Origin of the sequence: Bradyrhizobium sp. LB14.3 (assembly GCF_040547985.1) — a bacterium.
Classification (GTDB): Bacteria; Pseudomonadota; Alphaproteobacteria; order Rhizobiales; family Xanthobacteraceae; genus Bradyrhizobium.
The window spans coordinates 39,430-54,399 of the sequence record NZ_JBEPQT010000018.1 but is presented as its reverse complement, the minus strand read 5'-3'; the positions used below and the strand labels follow the sequence as shown (position 1 = coordinate 54,399).

16 protein-coding genes are annotated in these 14,970 nt (G+C 64.2%); 7 read left to right on the top strand and 9 right to left on the bottom strand.

Going from position 1 to position 14,970, the window contains the following annotated elements; translation table 11 throughout:
• Positions 1 to 93 precede the first annotated feature (93 nt).
• Positions 94 to 555, top strand: coding sequence for a cupin domain-containing protein (locus tag ABIB00_RS27255; RefSeq protein ID WP_354106491.1), 462 nt, complete (start codon positions 94 to 96; stop codon positions 553 to 555).
• 69 nt (positions 556 to 624) lie between these two features.
• Here ABIB00_RS27255 and ABIB00_RS27250 read toward each other — a convergent pair whose 3' ends face one another.
• From ABIB00_RS27250 to ABIB00_RS27230, 5 genes are all read right to left on the bottom strand, one after another.
• On the bottom strand, positions 625 to 1,803 hold the full coding sequence (locus ABIB00_RS27250) for an aminotransferase class V-fold PLP-dependent enzyme (RefSeq protein ID WP_354106490.1): 1,179 nt from the start codon (positions 1,801 to 1,803) through the stop codon (positions 625 to 627).
• 90 nt (positions 1,804 to 1,893) lie between these two features.
• A complete protein-coding gene (locus tag ABIB00_RS27245) occupies positions 1,894 to 2,466 on the bottom strand; it encodes a CAP domain-containing protein (protein ID WP_354106489.1) in 573 nt (190 codons plus the stop codon).
• An 86-nt stretch (positions 2,467 to 2,552) separates the two neighbouring features.
• Positions 2,553 to 3,653, bottom strand: a complete 1,101-nt coding sequence (locus ABIB00_RS27240; RefSeq protein WP_247446622.1) for a serine/threonine protein kinase — start codon at positions 3,651 to 3,653, stop codon at positions 2,553 to 2,555.
• Entirely contained in the window at positions 3,650 to 5,077 is a 1,428-nt protein-coding gene (trmFO, locus tag ABIB00_RS27235) for a methylenetetrahydrofolate--tRNA-(uracil(54)-C(5))-methyltransferase (FADH(2)-oxidizing) TrmFO (protein ID WP_247349144.1), read from the bottom strand. Before trmFO ends, ABIB00_RS27240 begins: the two co-directional genes overlap by 4 nt.
• A gap of 126 nt (positions 5,078 to 5,203) precedes the next feature.
• Complete coding sequence (locus ABIB00_RS27230; RefSeq protein ID WP_247349143.1) at positions 5,204 to 5,356, bottom strand: DUF1127 domain-containing protein; 153 nt, start codon at positions 5,354 to 5,356, stop codon at positions 5,204 to 5,206.
• Between the two features lie 649 nt (positions 5,357 to 6,005).
• Here ABIB00_RS27230 and ABIB00_RS27225 point away from each other — a divergent pair.
• Positions 6,006 to 6,332 (top strand): hypothetical protein, encoded by a 327-nt coding sequence (locus tag ABIB00_RS27225; RefSeq protein ID WP_247349142.1) that lies wholly within the window; start codon positions 6,006 to 6,008, stop codon positions 6,330 to 6,332.
• A 72-nt stretch (positions 6,333 to 6,404) separates the two neighbouring features.
• Here ABIB00_RS27225 and ABIB00_RS27220 read toward each other — a convergent pair whose 3' ends face one another.
• Both ABIB00_RS27220 and ABIB00_RS27215 read right to left on the bottom strand, forming a co-directional pair.
• Positions 6,405 to 7,229, bottom strand: a complete 825-nt coding sequence (locus tag ABIB00_RS27220) for a lytic murein transglycosylase (protein WP_354106488.1) — start codon at positions 7,227 to 7,229, stop codon at positions 6,405 to 6,407.
• A 130-nt stretch (positions 7,230 to 7,359) separates the two neighbouring features.
• Positions 7,360 to 8,268: a DUF2189 domain-containing protein gene (locus ABIB00_RS27215; protein ID WP_247349139.1), complete on the bottom strand. Its 909-nt coding sequence runs from the start codon at positions 8,266 to 8,268 to the stop codon at positions 7,360 to 7,362.
• 329 nt (positions 8,269 to 8,597) lie between these two features.
• Between ABIB00_RS27215 and ABIB00_RS27210 the strand changes: the two genes are divergently transcribed.
• Positions 8,598 to 8,999 (top strand): DUF3597 domain-containing protein, encoded by a 402-nt coding sequence (locus ABIB00_RS27210; RefSeq protein WP_247349138.1) that lies wholly within the window; start codon positions 8,598 to 8,600, stop codon positions 8,997 to 8,999.
• Positions 9,000 to 9,053: 54 nt separating this feature from the next.
• On the opposite strand, the gene ABIB00_RS27205 is transcribed toward ABIB00_RS27210, so the two are convergent.
• Positions 9,054 to 9,329, bottom strand: coding sequence for a GNAT family N-acetyltransferase (locus ABIB00_RS27205; RefSeq protein WP_354106487.1), 276 nt, complete (start codon positions 9,327 to 9,329; stop codon positions 9,054 to 9,056).
• Positions 9,330 to 9,432: 103 nt separating this feature from the next.
• On the opposite strand from ABIB00_RS27205, the gene ABIB00_RS27200 reads away from it, so the two are divergent.
• Positions 9,433 to 10,362: a tetratricopeptide repeat protein gene (locus tag ABIB00_RS27200; protein WP_354106486.1), complete on the top strand. Its 930-nt coding sequence runs from the start codon at positions 9,433 to 9,435 to the stop codon at positions 10,360 to 10,362.
• 63 nt (positions 10,363 to 10,425) lie between these two features.
• Here ABIB00_RS27200 and ABIB00_RS27195 read toward each other — a convergent pair whose 3' ends face one another.
• On the bottom strand, positions 10,426 to 10,785 hold the full coding sequence (locus ABIB00_RS27195; RefSeq protein ID WP_354106485.1) for a hypothetical protein: 360 nt from the start codon (positions 10,783 to 10,785) through the stop codon (positions 10,426 to 10,428).
• A gap of 179 nt (positions 10,786 to 10,964) precedes the next feature.
• On the opposite strand from ABIB00_RS27195, the gene ABIB00_RS27190 reads away from it, so the two are divergent.
• The 3 genes from ABIB00_RS27190 (at position 10,965) to ABIB00_RS27180 (ending at position 14,969) form a co-directional block, all read left to right on the top strand.
• Positions 10,965 to 12,572 (top strand): acyl-CoA synthetase, encoded by a 1,608-nt coding sequence (locus tag ABIB00_RS27190; RefSeq protein ID WP_354106484.1) that lies wholly within the window; start codon positions 10,965 to 10,967, stop codon positions 12,570 to 12,572.
• 9 nt (positions 12,573 to 12,581) lie between these two features.
• Complete coding sequence (locus tag ABIB00_RS27185) at positions 12,582 to 13,448, top strand: PCC domain-containing protein (protein ID WP_354106483.1); 867 nt, start codon at positions 12,582 to 12,584, stop codon at positions 13,446 to 13,448.
• Between the two features lie 951 nt (positions 13,449 to 14,399).
• Complete coding sequence (locus ABIB00_RS27180) at positions 14,400 to 14,969, top strand: SRPBCC family protein (protein ID WP_354106482.1); 570 nt, start codon at positions 14,400 to 14,402, stop codon at positions 14,967 to 14,969.
• Position 14,970 lies beyond the last annotated feature (1 nt).

The window sequence follows — 14,970 nt, the reverse complement described above, 5'->3', positions numbered from 1 at the left end:
AATGTTTTCCGAACGGCTTCACCACTTTCAGGAGCCGCTGGATCACAATGGCGCAGTTTTCAGGCAGAGCCGCACCAAGCCATGGAGGGTCACATGAACGCCAAACCGCTCATCCGCAGGCCCGGCGAGACAAAGGGAATCATGCTGCGCGGTCAACCGATGGCCTTCCTGGTAACCGGCGAACATACAAAGCACACCAGCATGTTCGACTGGACGATACCGGCGGGGTTCGCCACCGGCCGGCACGTTCATCGCGTGCAGGAAGAGACCTTCTACATGCTGGAGGGCGAGTGCGAATGGCATGTCGGTGACGAAGTCGTCCGAGCGGCACCGGGGACCTACCTCTTCATCCCCCCGGGCGTCCCGCACAACATCACCAACGTCAGCGAGAAGCCCGCGCGCGTGCTCATGACGGTCTCTCCACCGGGACACGAACGCTACTTCGAAGAATTGGCCAAGCTGACCGCAAGCGGAGCCCCGGACGCGAAAGCCATCAGTGAATTGCGCGCCCGCTTCGACACCGATCAGCTGTCGGCGCTGACAACGAAAGGTTGAAGGCCATGTGCTGGGGCGACGGCGGATCGGCTTCGAACTCGATTCGGTCGCGCAGGTTCTTGCGCCTTGCTATCGCGGCACCAAACCCGCCAAATGGGCGATCAGCCGATCGATCTCGGCTTCCGTGTTGTAGTAATGCGGGGATGCCCGCACCACCGGCGGCAGCGAACGAATTTCGGCATCGATGCGCGTGCTCGACGGATCTGAGGCACCGATCGTGATGCCGGCTGCGGCCGCATCACTGACGACCGCTTCCGCCTCGTACCCTTCCATCGTGAAGCTGACGATGGCTCCCGGAGCGCGTCCGAGGTCGCGAATTCTGATGCCGCGAACGGACGCGAGGCCGCCCCGGAGACGGTCCGACAGCACGCGGCAGCGCTGCTCGATGGGGCCTATTCCGATGTCGAGGGCATAATCGACAGACGCGCCCAGTCCCAGACGCGCCGCGTAATTGTTCTCCCAGGTCTCGAACCGGCGCGCATCGTCACGCAGCCGGTAAGCGTCCCGGGAGACCCAGGGCGCGGCGAAGTGGTCAATCATCGGCGGTTCGAGCTGTTGCAGCATCTCCCGGCGGGCGTAGAGAAAGCCGGTGCCGCGCGGGCCGCGCAGGAATTTGCGGCCGGTCGCCGACAACATGTCACAGCCGATGGCCTCGACATCGACCGCCATCTGTCCGACGGCCTGGCAGGCGTCGAGCAGATAGGGAATGCCTCGCGCTCGCGCGGTTTTGCCGACGGCTGCAGCCGGATTGACCAGTCCGCCATTGGTCGGAACCCAGGTGATCGCAATAAGTTTCACGCGCTCGTCGATCATGCGTTCGAGCGCGTGGACGTCGAGCTCGCCGCTGGCGTCGCTCGGCACGACTTCGATGACGGCGCCTGTACGCTTGGCGACCTGAAGAAAGGCGACATAATTGGCAGCGTATTCCGCCTCGGCGGTCAGGATCCGGTCGCCCTCGCGAAACCGAAATGCGTAGAACGCCATCTGCCAGGCCACCGTCGCGTTCTCCATGAGCGCGATCTCATCCGGCGCGGCATTCAGCAGGCGCGCGACCGAGCCGTAGACCGCTTCCAGCCGATCGGACGCCCGGTCGGCTGCAGCGTAACCTCCGATCTCGCTCTCCAGATCGATATGCCGCTTCATGGCCTCCACAACGGGAGCCGGCATGAGAGCCGCCCCTGCGTTGTGAAGGTACGCAAGCCGGGAGGTAGCTGGGGTATCGGCACGTATTCGCTCGATGTCGATCAATTGCGCCTCCGCTTCTCGCGATCTCAGTGCATGAATTAGGCGCGTGGAGGAGTGCGAGCAAGATGGCCGGCGGCAATGCCTGAGTTCGCCTCAGATACAGAGCCCGAGCAGCTTGATGTGACAGCCGCCGGATTTGGGCTTGCTTGCAGGAGCGGCCTCACGTTTCACGGCGACCAGCGGCTCCTTGTCCTTCTTGCCTTTGCCCTTCGGCTCGTAGTCGCCGGCGATCACCATCGCCCAGTAGGTACGCTTGCCGCTGGCGGTTTTCGCGTTCGCGATCCCGACGCGGGAGGCGTTGTGCAGCAAGAGATTCTTGCGGTGTCCGGACGAGTCGATCCACTGGCCCAGCGTCTTCTCGAAATTGTCGTAGCCGTAGGCGATGTTCTCGGCGGCGCGGCCTGCGCCGGCCGGCGCGACGCGGCGATTGAACGGACCGAGGGCGTCGTGACTGAGGTCGTCCTTCGCCGCCATCGCGCGCGCCTGGTCCATGGCGATGCGGTCGAGGGTCGAATCCCGCACGACGCGGACCTCACCATGCTTGAGGCGGAAGCTCGAGATTTGATCGGTTGGGGATTCGGCCATTGCGGGCGTGGTGGCGAGCAGCAGAAGGCCAGCGATCAGGCTGCCAACCACACGATGCATCATCGTTCCCCGAGTACCCATGACCCCGTCAGCCCCTCCCGCCAAGCCCGAATTCTCCGATCGCTTCTCTATCGCCAATGTGGGCGCTTCAAGGCGGGTCCACCGTGCTAGCCCGCCGGCAGGTCCGCCTCGAAATTGAAGCGATCGCGCAGGTTCTTGCGCTGCTCCAGGATGTCCTTGAGGAAGGCGCGGTCCTGGTCGTTCTTCATCATCGGCTCGATCAGGTCGAGCTGGTTCATGGCGACCAGTTGCAGGATCTCGGTGCGCGGCTTGCCGCCGGCATCGCGGGGCAGTGCGTGCACGATTTGGATGTGTTCCGGCGGCTTTGGGCCCTTGGCGGCGGCGAGCTCGTCCCGCAATTGGCGTTCAAGGTTGGACTGATCAGCTTCAACGAAGGCATAGAGCCCGACACCGGAGCGGCGGTCGGCAAAGGCGACGATGGCGGTGTCGCGCACGGCGGGATTCTTGCGGATCAGCTCCGCCAGCAGCGGCGCGTCGTTGACGAGCCGGCGGCCGCCGCCTTCGCGGTCGGTGAAGTTGAAGAGGCCGCGTGTGATTGCCCGATAGACCTTCTTGCCGGTGGCGAGCCAGAGGCTGGCGGCGAACGACTTCTTCGCCAGGATTTTTCGCTCCCGCGGCGTCAGCGCGTCAGGTGCATAGGAGCGCTTGTGCTTGAGCAGATGCCGCAGGTCTTCATAGGCCAGGACGCGATAGAGCCGACCGCGTCGGTTGAAGCAGGCCGCAAGCTGAAAGTCGGTCACGTAGGCAAGCCCGTCGCGGCCGACCAGCCAGTTCTGTTCCTTGGCAAGATCGTTGTGGCAGATGCCGGCGCGGCGCAGCCGGCGCAGGGCTGCTTTGGCCGAGCGGAAATAGGCGAGGTCGCCGTGCGGTTTGGCCAGATGCAGCGCAACGCCGTCGACGAAGCTGCGCGCCAGCGCGCGGCGTCCGGCCCACAATAGCTCGGGCCCGACGTTCAGCCCCTTGGCGAGCACCAGCGCATGCTTCTCTCGGGCGAACAGATGGCGCGCCAGCAAGAACGACCACCACGGTACTTCATCCAGCCGGCGCAGCACCGCGTCGACTTCGCTGTTATCGCCACGGAAGCGCCCGCGCTCGACGGTCGAGAACACGTCGCGCTTGAGCAGAACGCCCTCGGTCCAGCGCGCCGAGAGTATTGCGGCGTCGTCTTTGGGAAGTCGAAAACTCATGCCGCGGCGGCAATGCGCAGGTGATCGGCGATCCAGCGATCGAGATCGGCGAGCGCCAGCGCGCTCATCGCCTGCTTCTTGGCCACGGTCTTTTCGTTCCCGCGCAGCCGGCTTCCGTCTGGCTTCTTCGTCGGTGCGCTGGCGAGCGGGGGGAATAGGCCGAAATTGATGTTCATCGGCTGGAACGAGCGGGTGCCGGGCTCGATGGTCTCGATATGGCCGCCCGTGATGTGGCCGAGCAGGGATCCAAGCGCGGTGGTGCCCGGCGGGCTCGCAAGTGTCTCGCCGCGCGCATCCGCGGCCGCATAGAGGCCGGCGATCAGGCCGACGCTGGCGGATTCCACATAGCCCTCGCAGCCCGTCATCTGGCCGGCAAAACGCAGCCGCGGCTGCGCGCGCAGGCGCAACTGGCCGTCGAGCAGCTTTGGCGAGTTGAGGAAGGTGTTGCGATGCAGGCCGCCGAGGCGGGCGAATTCGGCCTTTTCCAGCCCCGGAATGGTGCGGAAGATGCGCTGCTGCTCCCCGTATTTCAGCTTCGTCTGAAAGCCGACGATGTTGTAGAGCGTGCCGAGCTTGTTGTCCTGGCGCAGCTGCACGATTGCGTAGGCTTTGGTGGTGGGATCGTGCGGATTGGTGAGGCCGACCGGCTTCATCGGCCCGTGGCGCAAGGTCTCGGGGCCGCGCTCCGCCATCACCTCGATCGGCAGACAGCCGTCGAAATAGGGCGTGTTGGTTTCCCATTCCTTGAACTCGGTCTTCTCGCCGGCGACCAGCGCGGCGACGAAGCCGTCATACTGCTCCTTGGTCATCGGGCAGTTGATGTAGTCGGCACCGGTGCCGCCGGGACCGACCTTGTCGTAGCGCGACTGGAACCATGCTGCCGACATGTCGATGGATTCGCGGTGCACGATCGGCGCGATCGCGTCGAAGAAGGCGAGCGCGTTCTCGTCGGTCAGCTCGCGGATGGCTTCGGCCAGCGGCGCCGAGGTGAGGGGACCAGTCGCAACGATGACGTTGCTCCACTCGGCCGGCGGCAGGCCTGCAACCTCGTCGCGGGCGATCTCGATCAGGGGGTGGTCGTTGAGCGCCTTGGTGACGGCCGCGGAGAAGCCGTCGCGATCGACCGCCAGCGCACCGCCGGCGGGCACCTGGTTGGCGTCGGCCGCACGCATGATCAGCGAGTCGAGGCGGCGCATCTCGGCATGAAGCAGGCCGACGGCGTTGTTGGCGGCATCATCCGAGCGGAACGAGTTGGAGCAGACGAGCTCGGCAAGTCCGTCGGTGCGGTGTGCCTCGGTCATGCGGGTCGGCCGCATCTCGTGCAGCACCACGGGCACGCCGGATTTGGCCACCTGCCAGGCGGCTTCGGAGCCGGCAAGGCCTGCGCCGATGACGTGCACGGAATTGGATTGGGGTCCTGTCATGGGGCGGACAGGTAGCGCTTTTCGGCGACGAGTGGAATCGCCGAGATCGAGTTTTCTGCCACTGGATGCGACAACGCCCGCACGAGGCGGGCGCTATCGGTTTGTCCGGTGAAGGGCTGAACGATATCAGCCCTGATACTGACCGGCGGCAACGCGCGCGATGTCCGAGCGATCGAGGCCGATATCGGCCAATTCGCGATCGCTGAGCTGGGACAGCTCGGCAACATTGCGCTGATAGTCCCGGAACGCCTGGATCATGCGGATGAGCGAGAGCAGCATTGGTAGTCTCCTGTAGTTTGATTCAGCCCTTGCCCGGGCGTCATCGTTGAAATGAATATAGGTGAGAGTGGTGCAGTGCGAAAGTTCCGATGTTGCGATGCAGCTAAGCCATATGTGCATGGCTCTGGTAACGGACGATTAACCCGGAGGCACTGCCGCCCAAAGGGTAGGCGCAACGGGGGCGTGCGCGCTATAAATGGCCGTGAATTCAAGGAGTTACCGCGGATATCCAGGTTCCAATTGGAGACGAAATAAGGTTCGCTCCATTCGTTTACAAGGCGATTGTCTAGCTCCTGCACCCAAGTCTCGCATGCGCGAACCGCATGAGAGCAAAAGATAAAAATGAATTGAAATTCAATTTTATGCCACGAGCGGCCGCGTTTCGACGGGCGCGGGGTTAGCGATTCGCTTGGTTCCGAGCTGGGCGGATCGACGTGACGGGCGGCTGCAAGGCAGACGATCCAATCCAGCCTCGGTTCACAGCTCCAACCGCTCCCATGGTGCAATGCACACACGCTGAACGTGTGGCCTTCATTACGAGGGTGTAATGAAAATCAGAAGTTTCGCATGCGGCTCTGCGTGGTGCGCAACATCACGCAATTCTCGCGAGGAATTTATTGCGTCATGTTGCCGCGCCCGGAGGAAAGTCATGTCGCAGATTCCGGCAATGTCGCTGGGGCTGTGCCAAGAACAAGAGAAGGAAAGTAACATCATGACGAAGTTACTCGGGGTTATCGCAATCGCCGCCGTCGCATTCGCCGTCGCGCCAGCCCAGGCCGCCAAGCACGCCATGGGCGGCTGCAGCTCGGCCAATCTGGAGAAGACCGAGACCGCGATCGAGGCCATGCCCGATGGCGACGGCAAGATGGTCGCGCAGAAGGAGATCGCGGCCGCGCAGGACTCGCTGCTCAACAGCAAGATGGGTGCGTGCGGCGCCCATCTGAACAAGGCGATGCACGCCACCATGGGCAAATAAGAAACTTCGAAAACGCACCAAGAGAGGGCCGGTCGCCGGGCGATCGGCCCTACGCTTTTGGCCAGCAAACATTTAAGGGGCGCGTGCCAGCTGGGTGGCGAAATGGGCGACGGTCTTGGAATAGACCTCGCTCTTATTCCACTGCTGGAGCACCGCAAAATTCGGGGCGCCAGGCTGCCAGTCCTTGCCGCGCTGCCAACCATAACCAGCGAGATAGTTCGCGGTGGAGGCGAGCACGTCGGGGGCGTTGTGCAGAAGATCGCGCTTGCCGTTGCCGTCGAAATCGACGGCATATTTCATCCAGGAGGACGGCATGAACTGGGTCTGGCCGAGCTCGCCGGCCCAGGCGCCCTTCATGTCGGCCGGTGCCAGGTCGCCGCGCTGGACGATGCGCAGCGCATCCAACAGCTCGGCGCGGAACTGCTCGGCGCGCCGGCAGTCATAGGCCAGCGTCGCCAGTGAGCGGATGGTCGCGAACTTGCCGGTGTTGACGCCGAAATCGGTCTCGAGACCCCAGATCGCGACCAGCACCTCGCCGGGCACGCCGTAGGTCTGCTCGATGCGCGACAGCACCGAGCCGTATTGCTTCATCATGTTGGAGCCGCGCGTCATGCGCGGCGGCACCATGCGGCCTGAAAACTCCTCGAAGGTCTGGGTGAAGACCTTTTGCGAGCGGTCGCGGTTGAGCACGCTCTGATCGAGCGTGACGCCGGTAAGTCCGGCGGAAATGGCCTGTTGCGAGATGCCTTTGGCCGCGGCGTCGGTTTTGAAGTCCGCAAGCCAGGCGTCGAAATTGCCAGAGCCGCAGGCAACAGCGGCGAGCGCTGGCTGGGCGGATAGGATTGACGCGGAGATGAGGAGGGCTGCGAGGGCGAGACGAGAAATCGTCGGGGTCATTCGAGTCAATTAATTCCGTGAAGTGATCTGACCGGCGGGCGCAATTTCGGTGGTAACCGCGGCCAAAGCAAGGCGTATGACAGTGTGCGATCCTGCCCGGACCGGGGCAGGATCGCATGTCACGATATCGTCAGGCGTCGGTCCGATTGCGCCAGGGGAAGAGGTTGGCGGGGAAGTCAGCGGCCGGCTTGCGCGGACGATGCGGCGGAGGCGGCGCAGGACGCGCTCCCGGATCCGACACGATCACCTTCCGGTAGAGATGCCAGGTGGCATGGCCGAGCAGGGGGATCACCACGGCAAGGCCGAGGAAGGCTGGAATGGTGCCCAGCGCCAGCAGGACCGCCACGATCAGGCCCCACGCCGCCATCGGCACCGGGTTCTTCGCGACCACGCGCAGCGACGTCACCATCGCCTCGAACGCGCCGGCATGGCGGTCGAGCATCAACGGGAACGACACGGCGCTGATACAGAGCGCGGCAAGGGCGAACAGGAAGCCGGTGCCGCAGCCGACCACGATCAGCCACCAGCCTTGCGGGCTCGTGAGAACACGCGTCAGAAAATCCGAGATCCCGGATGCGCCTTCATAGCCGAACGCCGCGACGTAGATCGCCTGCGCGGTCGCAACCCAGGTCACGAACAGGGCGAGCAACAGCGCGCCGAGACCGAGCATGGCGCCGAAAGAGGGCGAACGCAGCACCTCCATGGCATCCCAGGCGCTCGCCTCCTCATAGCGTTCGCGCCGGCTGGAGAGCTCGTAGAGACCGAGCGCGGCGAACGGGCCGATCAGGGCGAAGCCCGCGGCCAGCGGGAACAACAGTGGCAGCACCGAATAACCCATCACCACGCGGGCGAGCACGAGGCCCAGCACAGGATAGATCACGCAGAGGATGATGGCGTGGCTCGGGACCGCTTTGAAATCTTCCCAGCCGCGCTTGAGCGCATCGTGCAGATCGGAGAGTTGGATGGTTCGGATCGCCGGTCCAGCCGCTTCCGCGGGCTGGGCCATGGTGGGGACATTGCCCCGGTAAAGTGTGGCCATGGTCGCTTGCTCCTTAGGCGGCCGAATCCGGCGCCGGCAAACGGCGCAAGCGGCCGCTCTTCTCTGAGTTTCGCGATCCCGACCAGACGCGAATTCCGGATGGCACCGCGAGCTGAACGTCAAGGCTACGCCCATTTGCGAGTCCTGTCCCTCACGCTTGGGTGAGATTCGATGTCGCAGTGCAACCTCGACAATGTCATTCGGTCGTCATTTCGCCGCAGATAAGCTGATGCTGTGTTGGTTCGCGGAACTTCGCGGGCGCAACGACGTAACTTGGTTTATAAGTGCCACTCAAGGCCCTTCCAACGGATCCTTTTCGGGGAGCAGACATGAGCATTTTCGGGAAAATCATGGGCGCGATCTTCGGCAGCAGTCATGCTTCCGCCGCGCCCGCAGGCAGCGCACCGTCGGGCACCGCGCCCGCTAGCGCCGCGCCTGGCGGATCGGCGCCTGCTGCCTCGCCCGGGGCGACAGTGGACGTCGCTTCGATCGTCGATGCGGCGGTCGCCGCGCACAAGGGCGAGAAGCTGGAATGGCGCACCTCGATCGTCGACCTGATGAAGGCGCTCGATATCGATTCCAGCCTCGCTGCGCGCAAGGACTTAGCCAAGGAGCTCGGCTACAGCGGCGATACCAACGATTCCGCGAGCATGAACGTCTGGCTGCACAAGCAGGTGATGTCCAAGCTCGCCGCCAATGGCGGCAAGTTGCCGCCTGAAATCAAGCACTGACCGACCCTCGGTCGTCAGCCAAGGGCCCGCGATCTCGCGGGCCCTTTTGCCGATTCAGGCGACGAGATCGGCATCCTCCGGATGCCTCTCGAGATAATCGACGACGAAGCCGCAACCGGCGATCACCTTGTTGCCGTCGCGGCGGATCAATTCCAGCGTGCCCTTGACCAGCTCGGACGCGATGCCGCGGCCGCGCAACGCGAGCGGCGTCTCGGTGTGGGTGATGATCACCGCCGATGGCGTCAGCCGGTAATTGGCGAAGGCGATTTCGCTGCCGACATCGAGTTCGAAGCGGCTTCTGTCCTTGTTGTCGCGTACCGATGACGCCATGCAAAATCCTTCCGACATGCTGCTTGCCTCTGATCTAGGCGCCTGAACCGGCCCTTGCCAAGGTGCGACCAAGAGAGGTTGCCGCAGGGGAGATATCCGGAAAATGCGTGTCCCGCTCAGCCTGATGGCGCTGCTCGCCGCGCTGATCTCGACGGCGCCGGTGCCGGCTTCGGCCGAAGGCGGTCCGGCCTGGGAGGCCTGCGTGGGATTGACCAGCACGCCGGACCAACGGGTCAAGGCCTGCTCGACCGTGATCGACACGAAGAGCGAGAGCGGATCTCGGCTCGCCGGCGCCTATTGCAACCGCGGCCACGGGCTCACCGAGAAGCGCGAGGCCGCGCTGTCCGATCTCGACGAGGCGGTCAGGCTCGACCCCGGCTACGCCTGCGCCTACAACAACCGCGGCCGCGTCTACAGTTTCAAGCGCGACCATGATCGCGCCATCGCCGATTACGATCAGGCCATCAAGCTCGATCCGTCGCTGGCGCTGGCCTACAGCAATCGCGGCGAGTCGCGTTTCAACAAGGGTGACCTCGATGGTGCCTTCGCCGACTTCGACGCCGCGATCAAGCGTGATCCCAATTACGCAATGGCCTACGCCAATCGCGCGCTGGTGTATTACCGCAAGCACGACATGGCACATGCGCTCGCCGACTACACCACGCGGATCAAGCTCGCGCCCGATCTGCTTGCCTATATCGACCGGGGCAACGTCTATCGTGACAGCGAGCAGCTCGATCGTGCCGCCGCCGACTATGGCGAGGCGATCCGTGTTGCGCCGACCGACGCGCGCGGCTGGCGCAATCGCGGCATGATCCGGCTCTATCAGGGTGACAGCAGGGGCGGCCTTTCCGACTACGACAAGGCGCTGCAATACGATCCCTCCGACGTGTTCTCGTGGAGCAATCGCGGACAGGCCAAGCTGCGGCTCGGCGACAAGCAGGGCGCGATCGCCGATTTCAGGAAGGCGCTGGAGTTGAAGCCAGGCCTGCCGACGGCGCAGGAACAGCTGAGGAAGCTCGGGGCGTTGTAGCTCTCCGTCATTGCGCGCGATGACGAGGTTAGACCTTTACCACGCCCTGATTGTCCGGATGCTTCAATCGGTCGCTTTGGCGAGCCTGGAATCCTCGGGCTGCGGCTGCGGGCGCAGGCATCCCTGGCAGATGACAAGGGAACGGTTGACCCTGGCGTCCTGCTCGGCCTCGATGCCATCCTGCGCCTGCCACCATTCTTTCGAATAGGGCTGAAGCCCGGCTTGCGACCTGTTGCGCTCGGACCAGGCGGCGGTCCGGGTTGGTTCTGAGGCAGCACGAGGCCGATTGGGATTCTCGCCCGCACCATCCCAGGCATAGCGCGCAGGCTTGAAGGCGGGATCGGAGGCCAGATGCGCCTGCGGGCCCACGGCACATCCGGCAAGCGCCAGCGACAACAGGAGGAGGGCGGGCGCTTTGACCATGAGGCGGCACTCTGTACACAAGAACTGAGCGAGGTTGCGCCGATCATATTTAAAATTTCCTGAACGGTTGGATGGGCTGCACTGCGACTCGCGGCCTTGCAGGGGCACTGGCTATGGCGATAAATGGGCTGCAATGAGCGGGCGGCTTGCGCGCGGTCCGCTATCGAAGAGGAAGCCCGATGCAGCCCCTGCGCATGTCCCGCCGCGTCATGAATCTCGCTCACATGCTGACCCAGAATGCGCGGCGGCATGGATCGCGTCCCGGGTTCGTCTGGGGTGACAGATCCTGGACCTGGCGCGAGATCGATGCGCAGGTCTCGGCGCTCGCCGCAGCACTCGCCGCGCGCGGCATCGCCAAGGGCGACCGCATCCTGGTTCATTCCAAGAATGGCGACGAGATGTTCTTTTCGATGTTCGCGGCGTTTCGGCTTGGCGCCGTCTGGGTGCCCACCAATTTCCGCCTGATGCCGGACGAGGTCACCTACCTCGCGCAGGCCTCCGGCGCGAAGGCGTTTCTGTGCCACGTCGATTTTCCCGAGCACGCCGCGGCCGTGAAGGGCGGGGCGCTCGAATTCACCTGGAGCATTGACGGCAAGGCCACGTTCGGTGAGCGCTCGGTTGCCGACGCCATCGCCTCGCAGGCAAGTCACCTCGTCGAGAACGCTGCCGTCGAGCATGACGATCCCTGCTGGTTCTTCTTCACATCGGGGACCACCGGCCGCTCCAAGGCGGCGGTGCTGACTCATGGCCAGATGGGCTTTGTCGTCACCAACCATCTCGCCGATCTCACGCCCGGCGTCACCGAAGCGGACGCCTCGCTGGTGGTGGCGCCGCTGTCGCATGGCGCTGGCGTGCATCAGCTGGTTCAGACCGCGCGCGGCGTATGCACTGTGCTGCTGCCTACGGAGAAATTCGACATCGACGAGGCGTTTCGCCTGATCGAGGCGCATCACGTCAGCAATCTCTTTGTCGTTCCGACCATTCTGAAGATGATGGTCGAGCATCCCGCCGCCGACAAATACGATCATTCCTCGCTGCGCCAGGTGATCTATGCCGGTGCGCCGATGTATCGCGAGGACCAGAAGGCTGCGCTGAAGAAGCTTGGCAAGGTCATCGTGCAGTATTTTGGTCTGGGCGAGGTCACCGGCAACATCACGGTGCTGCCGGCGGCGCTGCATGATCCCGAGGACGGCCCGCACGCGAAGATCGGCACCTGCGGCTTCGAACGCACCGGCATGCAGGTCTCGATCCAGGACGACGAGGGCCGCGAGCTCGGCGCCAACCAGAGCGGCGAGATCTGCGTGATCGGCCCTGCGGTGCTTGCCGGCTATTATGACAACCCCGAGGCCAACGCGAAGGCGTTTCGCAACGGATGGTTCCGCACCGGCGATCTCGGTCACATGGACGAGGAGGGGTTCGTCTACATCACGGGACGCGCCTCCGACATGTACATCTCCGGCGGTTCCAACATCTATCCGCGCGAGATCGAGGAGAAGATCTTGACCCATCCTTGCGTCGGCGAGGTTGCAGTGCTCGGCGTGCCCGATGCGACCTGGGGCGAGGTCGGCGTTGCCGTCTGCGTGGCGCGCGAAGGCGAGAAGCCGGTCAGCGAAGCGGAGATGGCGGCGTTCCTTTCGCCAAAAGTGCCGCGCTACAAGATGCCGAAGCGGTTCTTCTTCTGGGAGGCCTTGCCGAAATCCGGCTATGGCAAGATTCCGAAACGCATGGTGCGCGACGAGCTCGAGGCGCGCGGGCTGCTCGATCTCGACAAGACACAGGCGGGCTGAGCCTACGCGATGCGGAGTATCAAGCAGCCAGGCGCACCCGTCGCAGAGCGTATCCAATGGGTCGAGGCGAGGGGACGCGCTTTCTCCTTCACGATACAAGCAGGTCTGCCGCTGCTGGAAGCCGCGCGCCGCGGTTTTGCCGCAGAGGGATTTGCCGGCGGCGTGCTCAACTTCAGGCACGGCGCGCTGCGGCCGTTCGCCTATGTCATGCCGGCGCTGTCGAAGACCAGCGAGAACGCCGCGTTCTACAGCGAGACCTTCAAGCCCAGCGGCGTGACGCGCACGAAGCTCGGCAGCATGACGCTGGGCCTGCGCGATGGCGCGCCGTTCTTTCATTGTCACGGTCTTTGGACGGAGGCCGATGGTGGTCGCGCCAGTGGCGGCCACATGCTGCCGGACGAGACTGATGTCGCCGAGCCGTTTGAGGTCGAGGCCTTCGGTGTCGATGGTGCAATGTTCACCGCCGCGCCCGACCCCGAGACCAACTTCAAGCTGTTCGGGCCGGTCGTAGCCGCGAGCACCGGCGCGCGCACGACCAGCCGCGCTTTCGCGATGCGGCTGCGCCCCAATCAGGATTTTGCGGGCTGTCTCGAAGACTTCTGCCGTGCGCACGACATCGTGCGTGCGAAGCTCCATGGCGGCGTCGGCTCGACCATCGGCGCGCACTTCACCCATGGCGGCGTGACCGAGCCGTTCGCGACCGAGCTTGCGATGACGGCCGGTGCGATTGCGCCCGGCTCCACCGGCGCGCTCGAAGCTGCGCTCGATGTCGCCCTGATCGACTACACCGGCGGCATCGCCGAGGGCCGCCTGGTCCGCGGCGATAATCCGGTGCTGATGACGATGGAGCTGGTGCTGGAAGCGCTGGAGTCATGAGCGACCGGCGCCTGAGCTCGCAACGACGGAGTGGAGGCGACTGCATTCTCCACTCTCGTGTCCCGGACGCGACGCAGCGCGTAGCGGTGCGGTGCAGAGCCGGGACCCAGTAAGCCGCACGGACGGATTGCTGATGCATGGGCCCCGGCTCTGCAGCGCACCGCTGAAGTAGCGCCGCGTCCGGGGCACGGGAGCAAAATCCATCTTCGTATTTCAATCCACATAGTCCGCGCGGTTTCCCGTTCTCGCGGCACATCGTGCCCGAGCTTTGCGGCAGTTGCCGCCCCCAAAAGTGCCGAGGGCGCAGGGAAGGCCGGGCGCCGGCTGGCACCCGCGGTCCACTGTGCGAAAGTTGCGTTACGAAAGCTGCACAGCGGCATACAGGTGAAGCCAAACGACCGGCCTTCCCTGCGCAGTGGTTTTACGGCTTATGTCGTGATCTCCGCGGGGAGCGATGCACTATTGCCCCCGTCGCCTTGCAGATGGCTGATGTTGCAGACCTGGTCGGGCCGTCACATCACCACAAGATTTGGCGCACAGACCCCGGGCGCCAGGACCACACGATTTTGCCGTACGCGGGCTGCGCCGGTCGTGTGCGCGCGGATCGCTGCTCACGGAGTGATCCGCCCTGCAACCATCCTCGCGCCGACACCGCCCGCGTCCACCACGTCCCATCCCGCGTTCGTGACGATCGCGATCCGCCCCTCGGCCGGGTTGGGATGGCTCTCTATACGGTAACCCGAAATACGGATAAAGAGAAATATTTGACGCGATGGCGTTGACCTTGCAGTGGGGTGTTTTGCCTGCCGGGCGGCGCAAGAGGTTGTGGCTTGCGTATATCTTCGCCGCAACGGCGCCATGTACCGGTCTCCCCTCGGCCCCAAAATGAGCTAGGATGATCGCAGCGCGCCTCAAGTCGCGCACGATCAACGAGACGTATGAGGGAATGAGATGAGGGTGACGATTGGACGGCGCACGTTGTTGGTGGCGACGCTGACGGCGGCGGGAGCGGCGGCTTTGACGGCAGCGTTTGCGCCGGCCTGGGCCCACGGTCCGACCCGGCAGAAGGTGCGCGAATCCATCGAGATCAACGCCGCCCCCGCCAAGGTGTGGGCCGCGATGGGCAATTTCCAGGACATGAGCTGGCTGCCGCCGGTCACCAAGACCGAGGGCGAGAAGGGCAACGAGATCGGCGCCACGAGGAAGCTGATGCTGACGGGAGGAGCGATCGTCGACGAGGAGCTCTACAAGTTCGACGCCGCCGCCATGACCTATTCCTACCGGATCACCAATGTGGACGTGAAGGTGCTGCCGGTGACCAATTATTCCTCGACGCTGACGGTGACGCCGAGCGCCGACGGCAAGGGCTCGACGCTGGAATGGGCCGGCGCGTTCTATCGCGGCTTCCCCAACAACGATCCGCCGCCGGAGCTGAGCGACGAAGCTGCGGTCAAGGCGGTGAAGGGGCTGTATCAGGCCGGCCTCGAGGCGCTGAAGAAGAAGATCGAGAGCGGAAGCTGAC

Excerpts from the sequence above, each read along its gene's own strand:
- ABIB00_RS27255 (WP_354106491.1), top strand. The coding sequence starts at position 94 with ATGAACGCCAAACCGCTCATCCGCAGGCCCGGCGAGACAAAGGGAATC.
- ABIB00_RS27245 (WP_354106489.1), bottom strand. The coding sequence starts at position 2,466 with ATGGGTACTCGGGGAACGATGATGCATCGTGTGGTTGGCAGCCTGATC.
- ABIB00_RS27240 (WP_247446622.1), bottom strand. The coding sequence starts at position 3,653 with ATGAGTTTTCGACTTCCCAAAGACGACGCCGCAATACTCTCGGCGCGC.
- trmFO (WP_247349144.1), bottom strand. The coding sequence starts at position 5,077 with ATGACAGGACCCCAATCCAATTCCGTGCACGTCATCGGCGCAGGCCTT.
- ABIB00_RS27230 (WP_247349143.1), bottom strand. The coding sequence starts at position 5,356 with ATGCTGCTCTCGCTCATCCGCATGATCCAGGCGTTCCGGGACTATCAG.
- ABIB00_RS27225 (WP_247349142.1), top strand. The coding sequence starts at position 6,006 with ATGTCGCAGATTCCGGCAATGTCGCTGGGGCTGTGCCAAGAACAAGAG.
- ABIB00_RS27220 (WP_354106488.1), bottom strand. The coding sequence starts at position 7,229 with ATGACCCCGACGATTTCTCGTCTCGCCCTCGCAGCCCTCCTCATCTCC.
- ABIB00_RS27215 (WP_247349139.1), bottom strand. The coding sequence starts at position 8,268 with ATGGCCACACTTTACCGGGGCAATGTCCCCACCATGGCCCAGCCCGCG.
- ABIB00_RS27210 (WP_247349138.1), top strand. The coding sequence starts at position 8,598 with ATGAGCATTTTCGGGAAAATCATGGGCGCGATCTTCGGCAGCAGTCAT.
- ABIB00_RS27205 (WP_354106487.1), bottom strand. The coding sequence starts at position 9,329 with ATGGCGTCATCGGTACGCGACAACAAGGACAGAAGCCGCTTCGAACTC.
- ABIB00_RS27200 (WP_354106486.1), top strand. The coding sequence starts at position 9,433 with ATGCGTGTCCCGCTCAGCCTGATGGCGCTGCTCGCCGCGCTGATCTCG.
- ABIB00_RS27195 (WP_354106485.1), bottom strand. The coding sequence starts at position 10,785 with ATGGTCAAAGCGCCCGCCCTCCTCCTGTTGTCGCTGGCGCTTGCCGGA.
- ABIB00_RS27190 (WP_354106484.1), top strand. The coding sequence starts at position 10,965 with ATGCAGCCCCTGCGCATGTCCCGCCGCGTCATGAATCTCGCTCACATG.
- ABIB00_RS27185 (WP_354106483.1), top strand. The coding sequence starts at position 12,582 with ATGCGGAGTATCAAGCAGCCAGGCGCACCCGTCGCAGAGCGTATCCAA.
- ABIB00_RS27180 (WP_354106482.1), top strand. The coding sequence starts at position 14,400 with ATGAGGGTGACGATTGGACGGCGCACGTTGTTGGTGGCGACGCTGACG.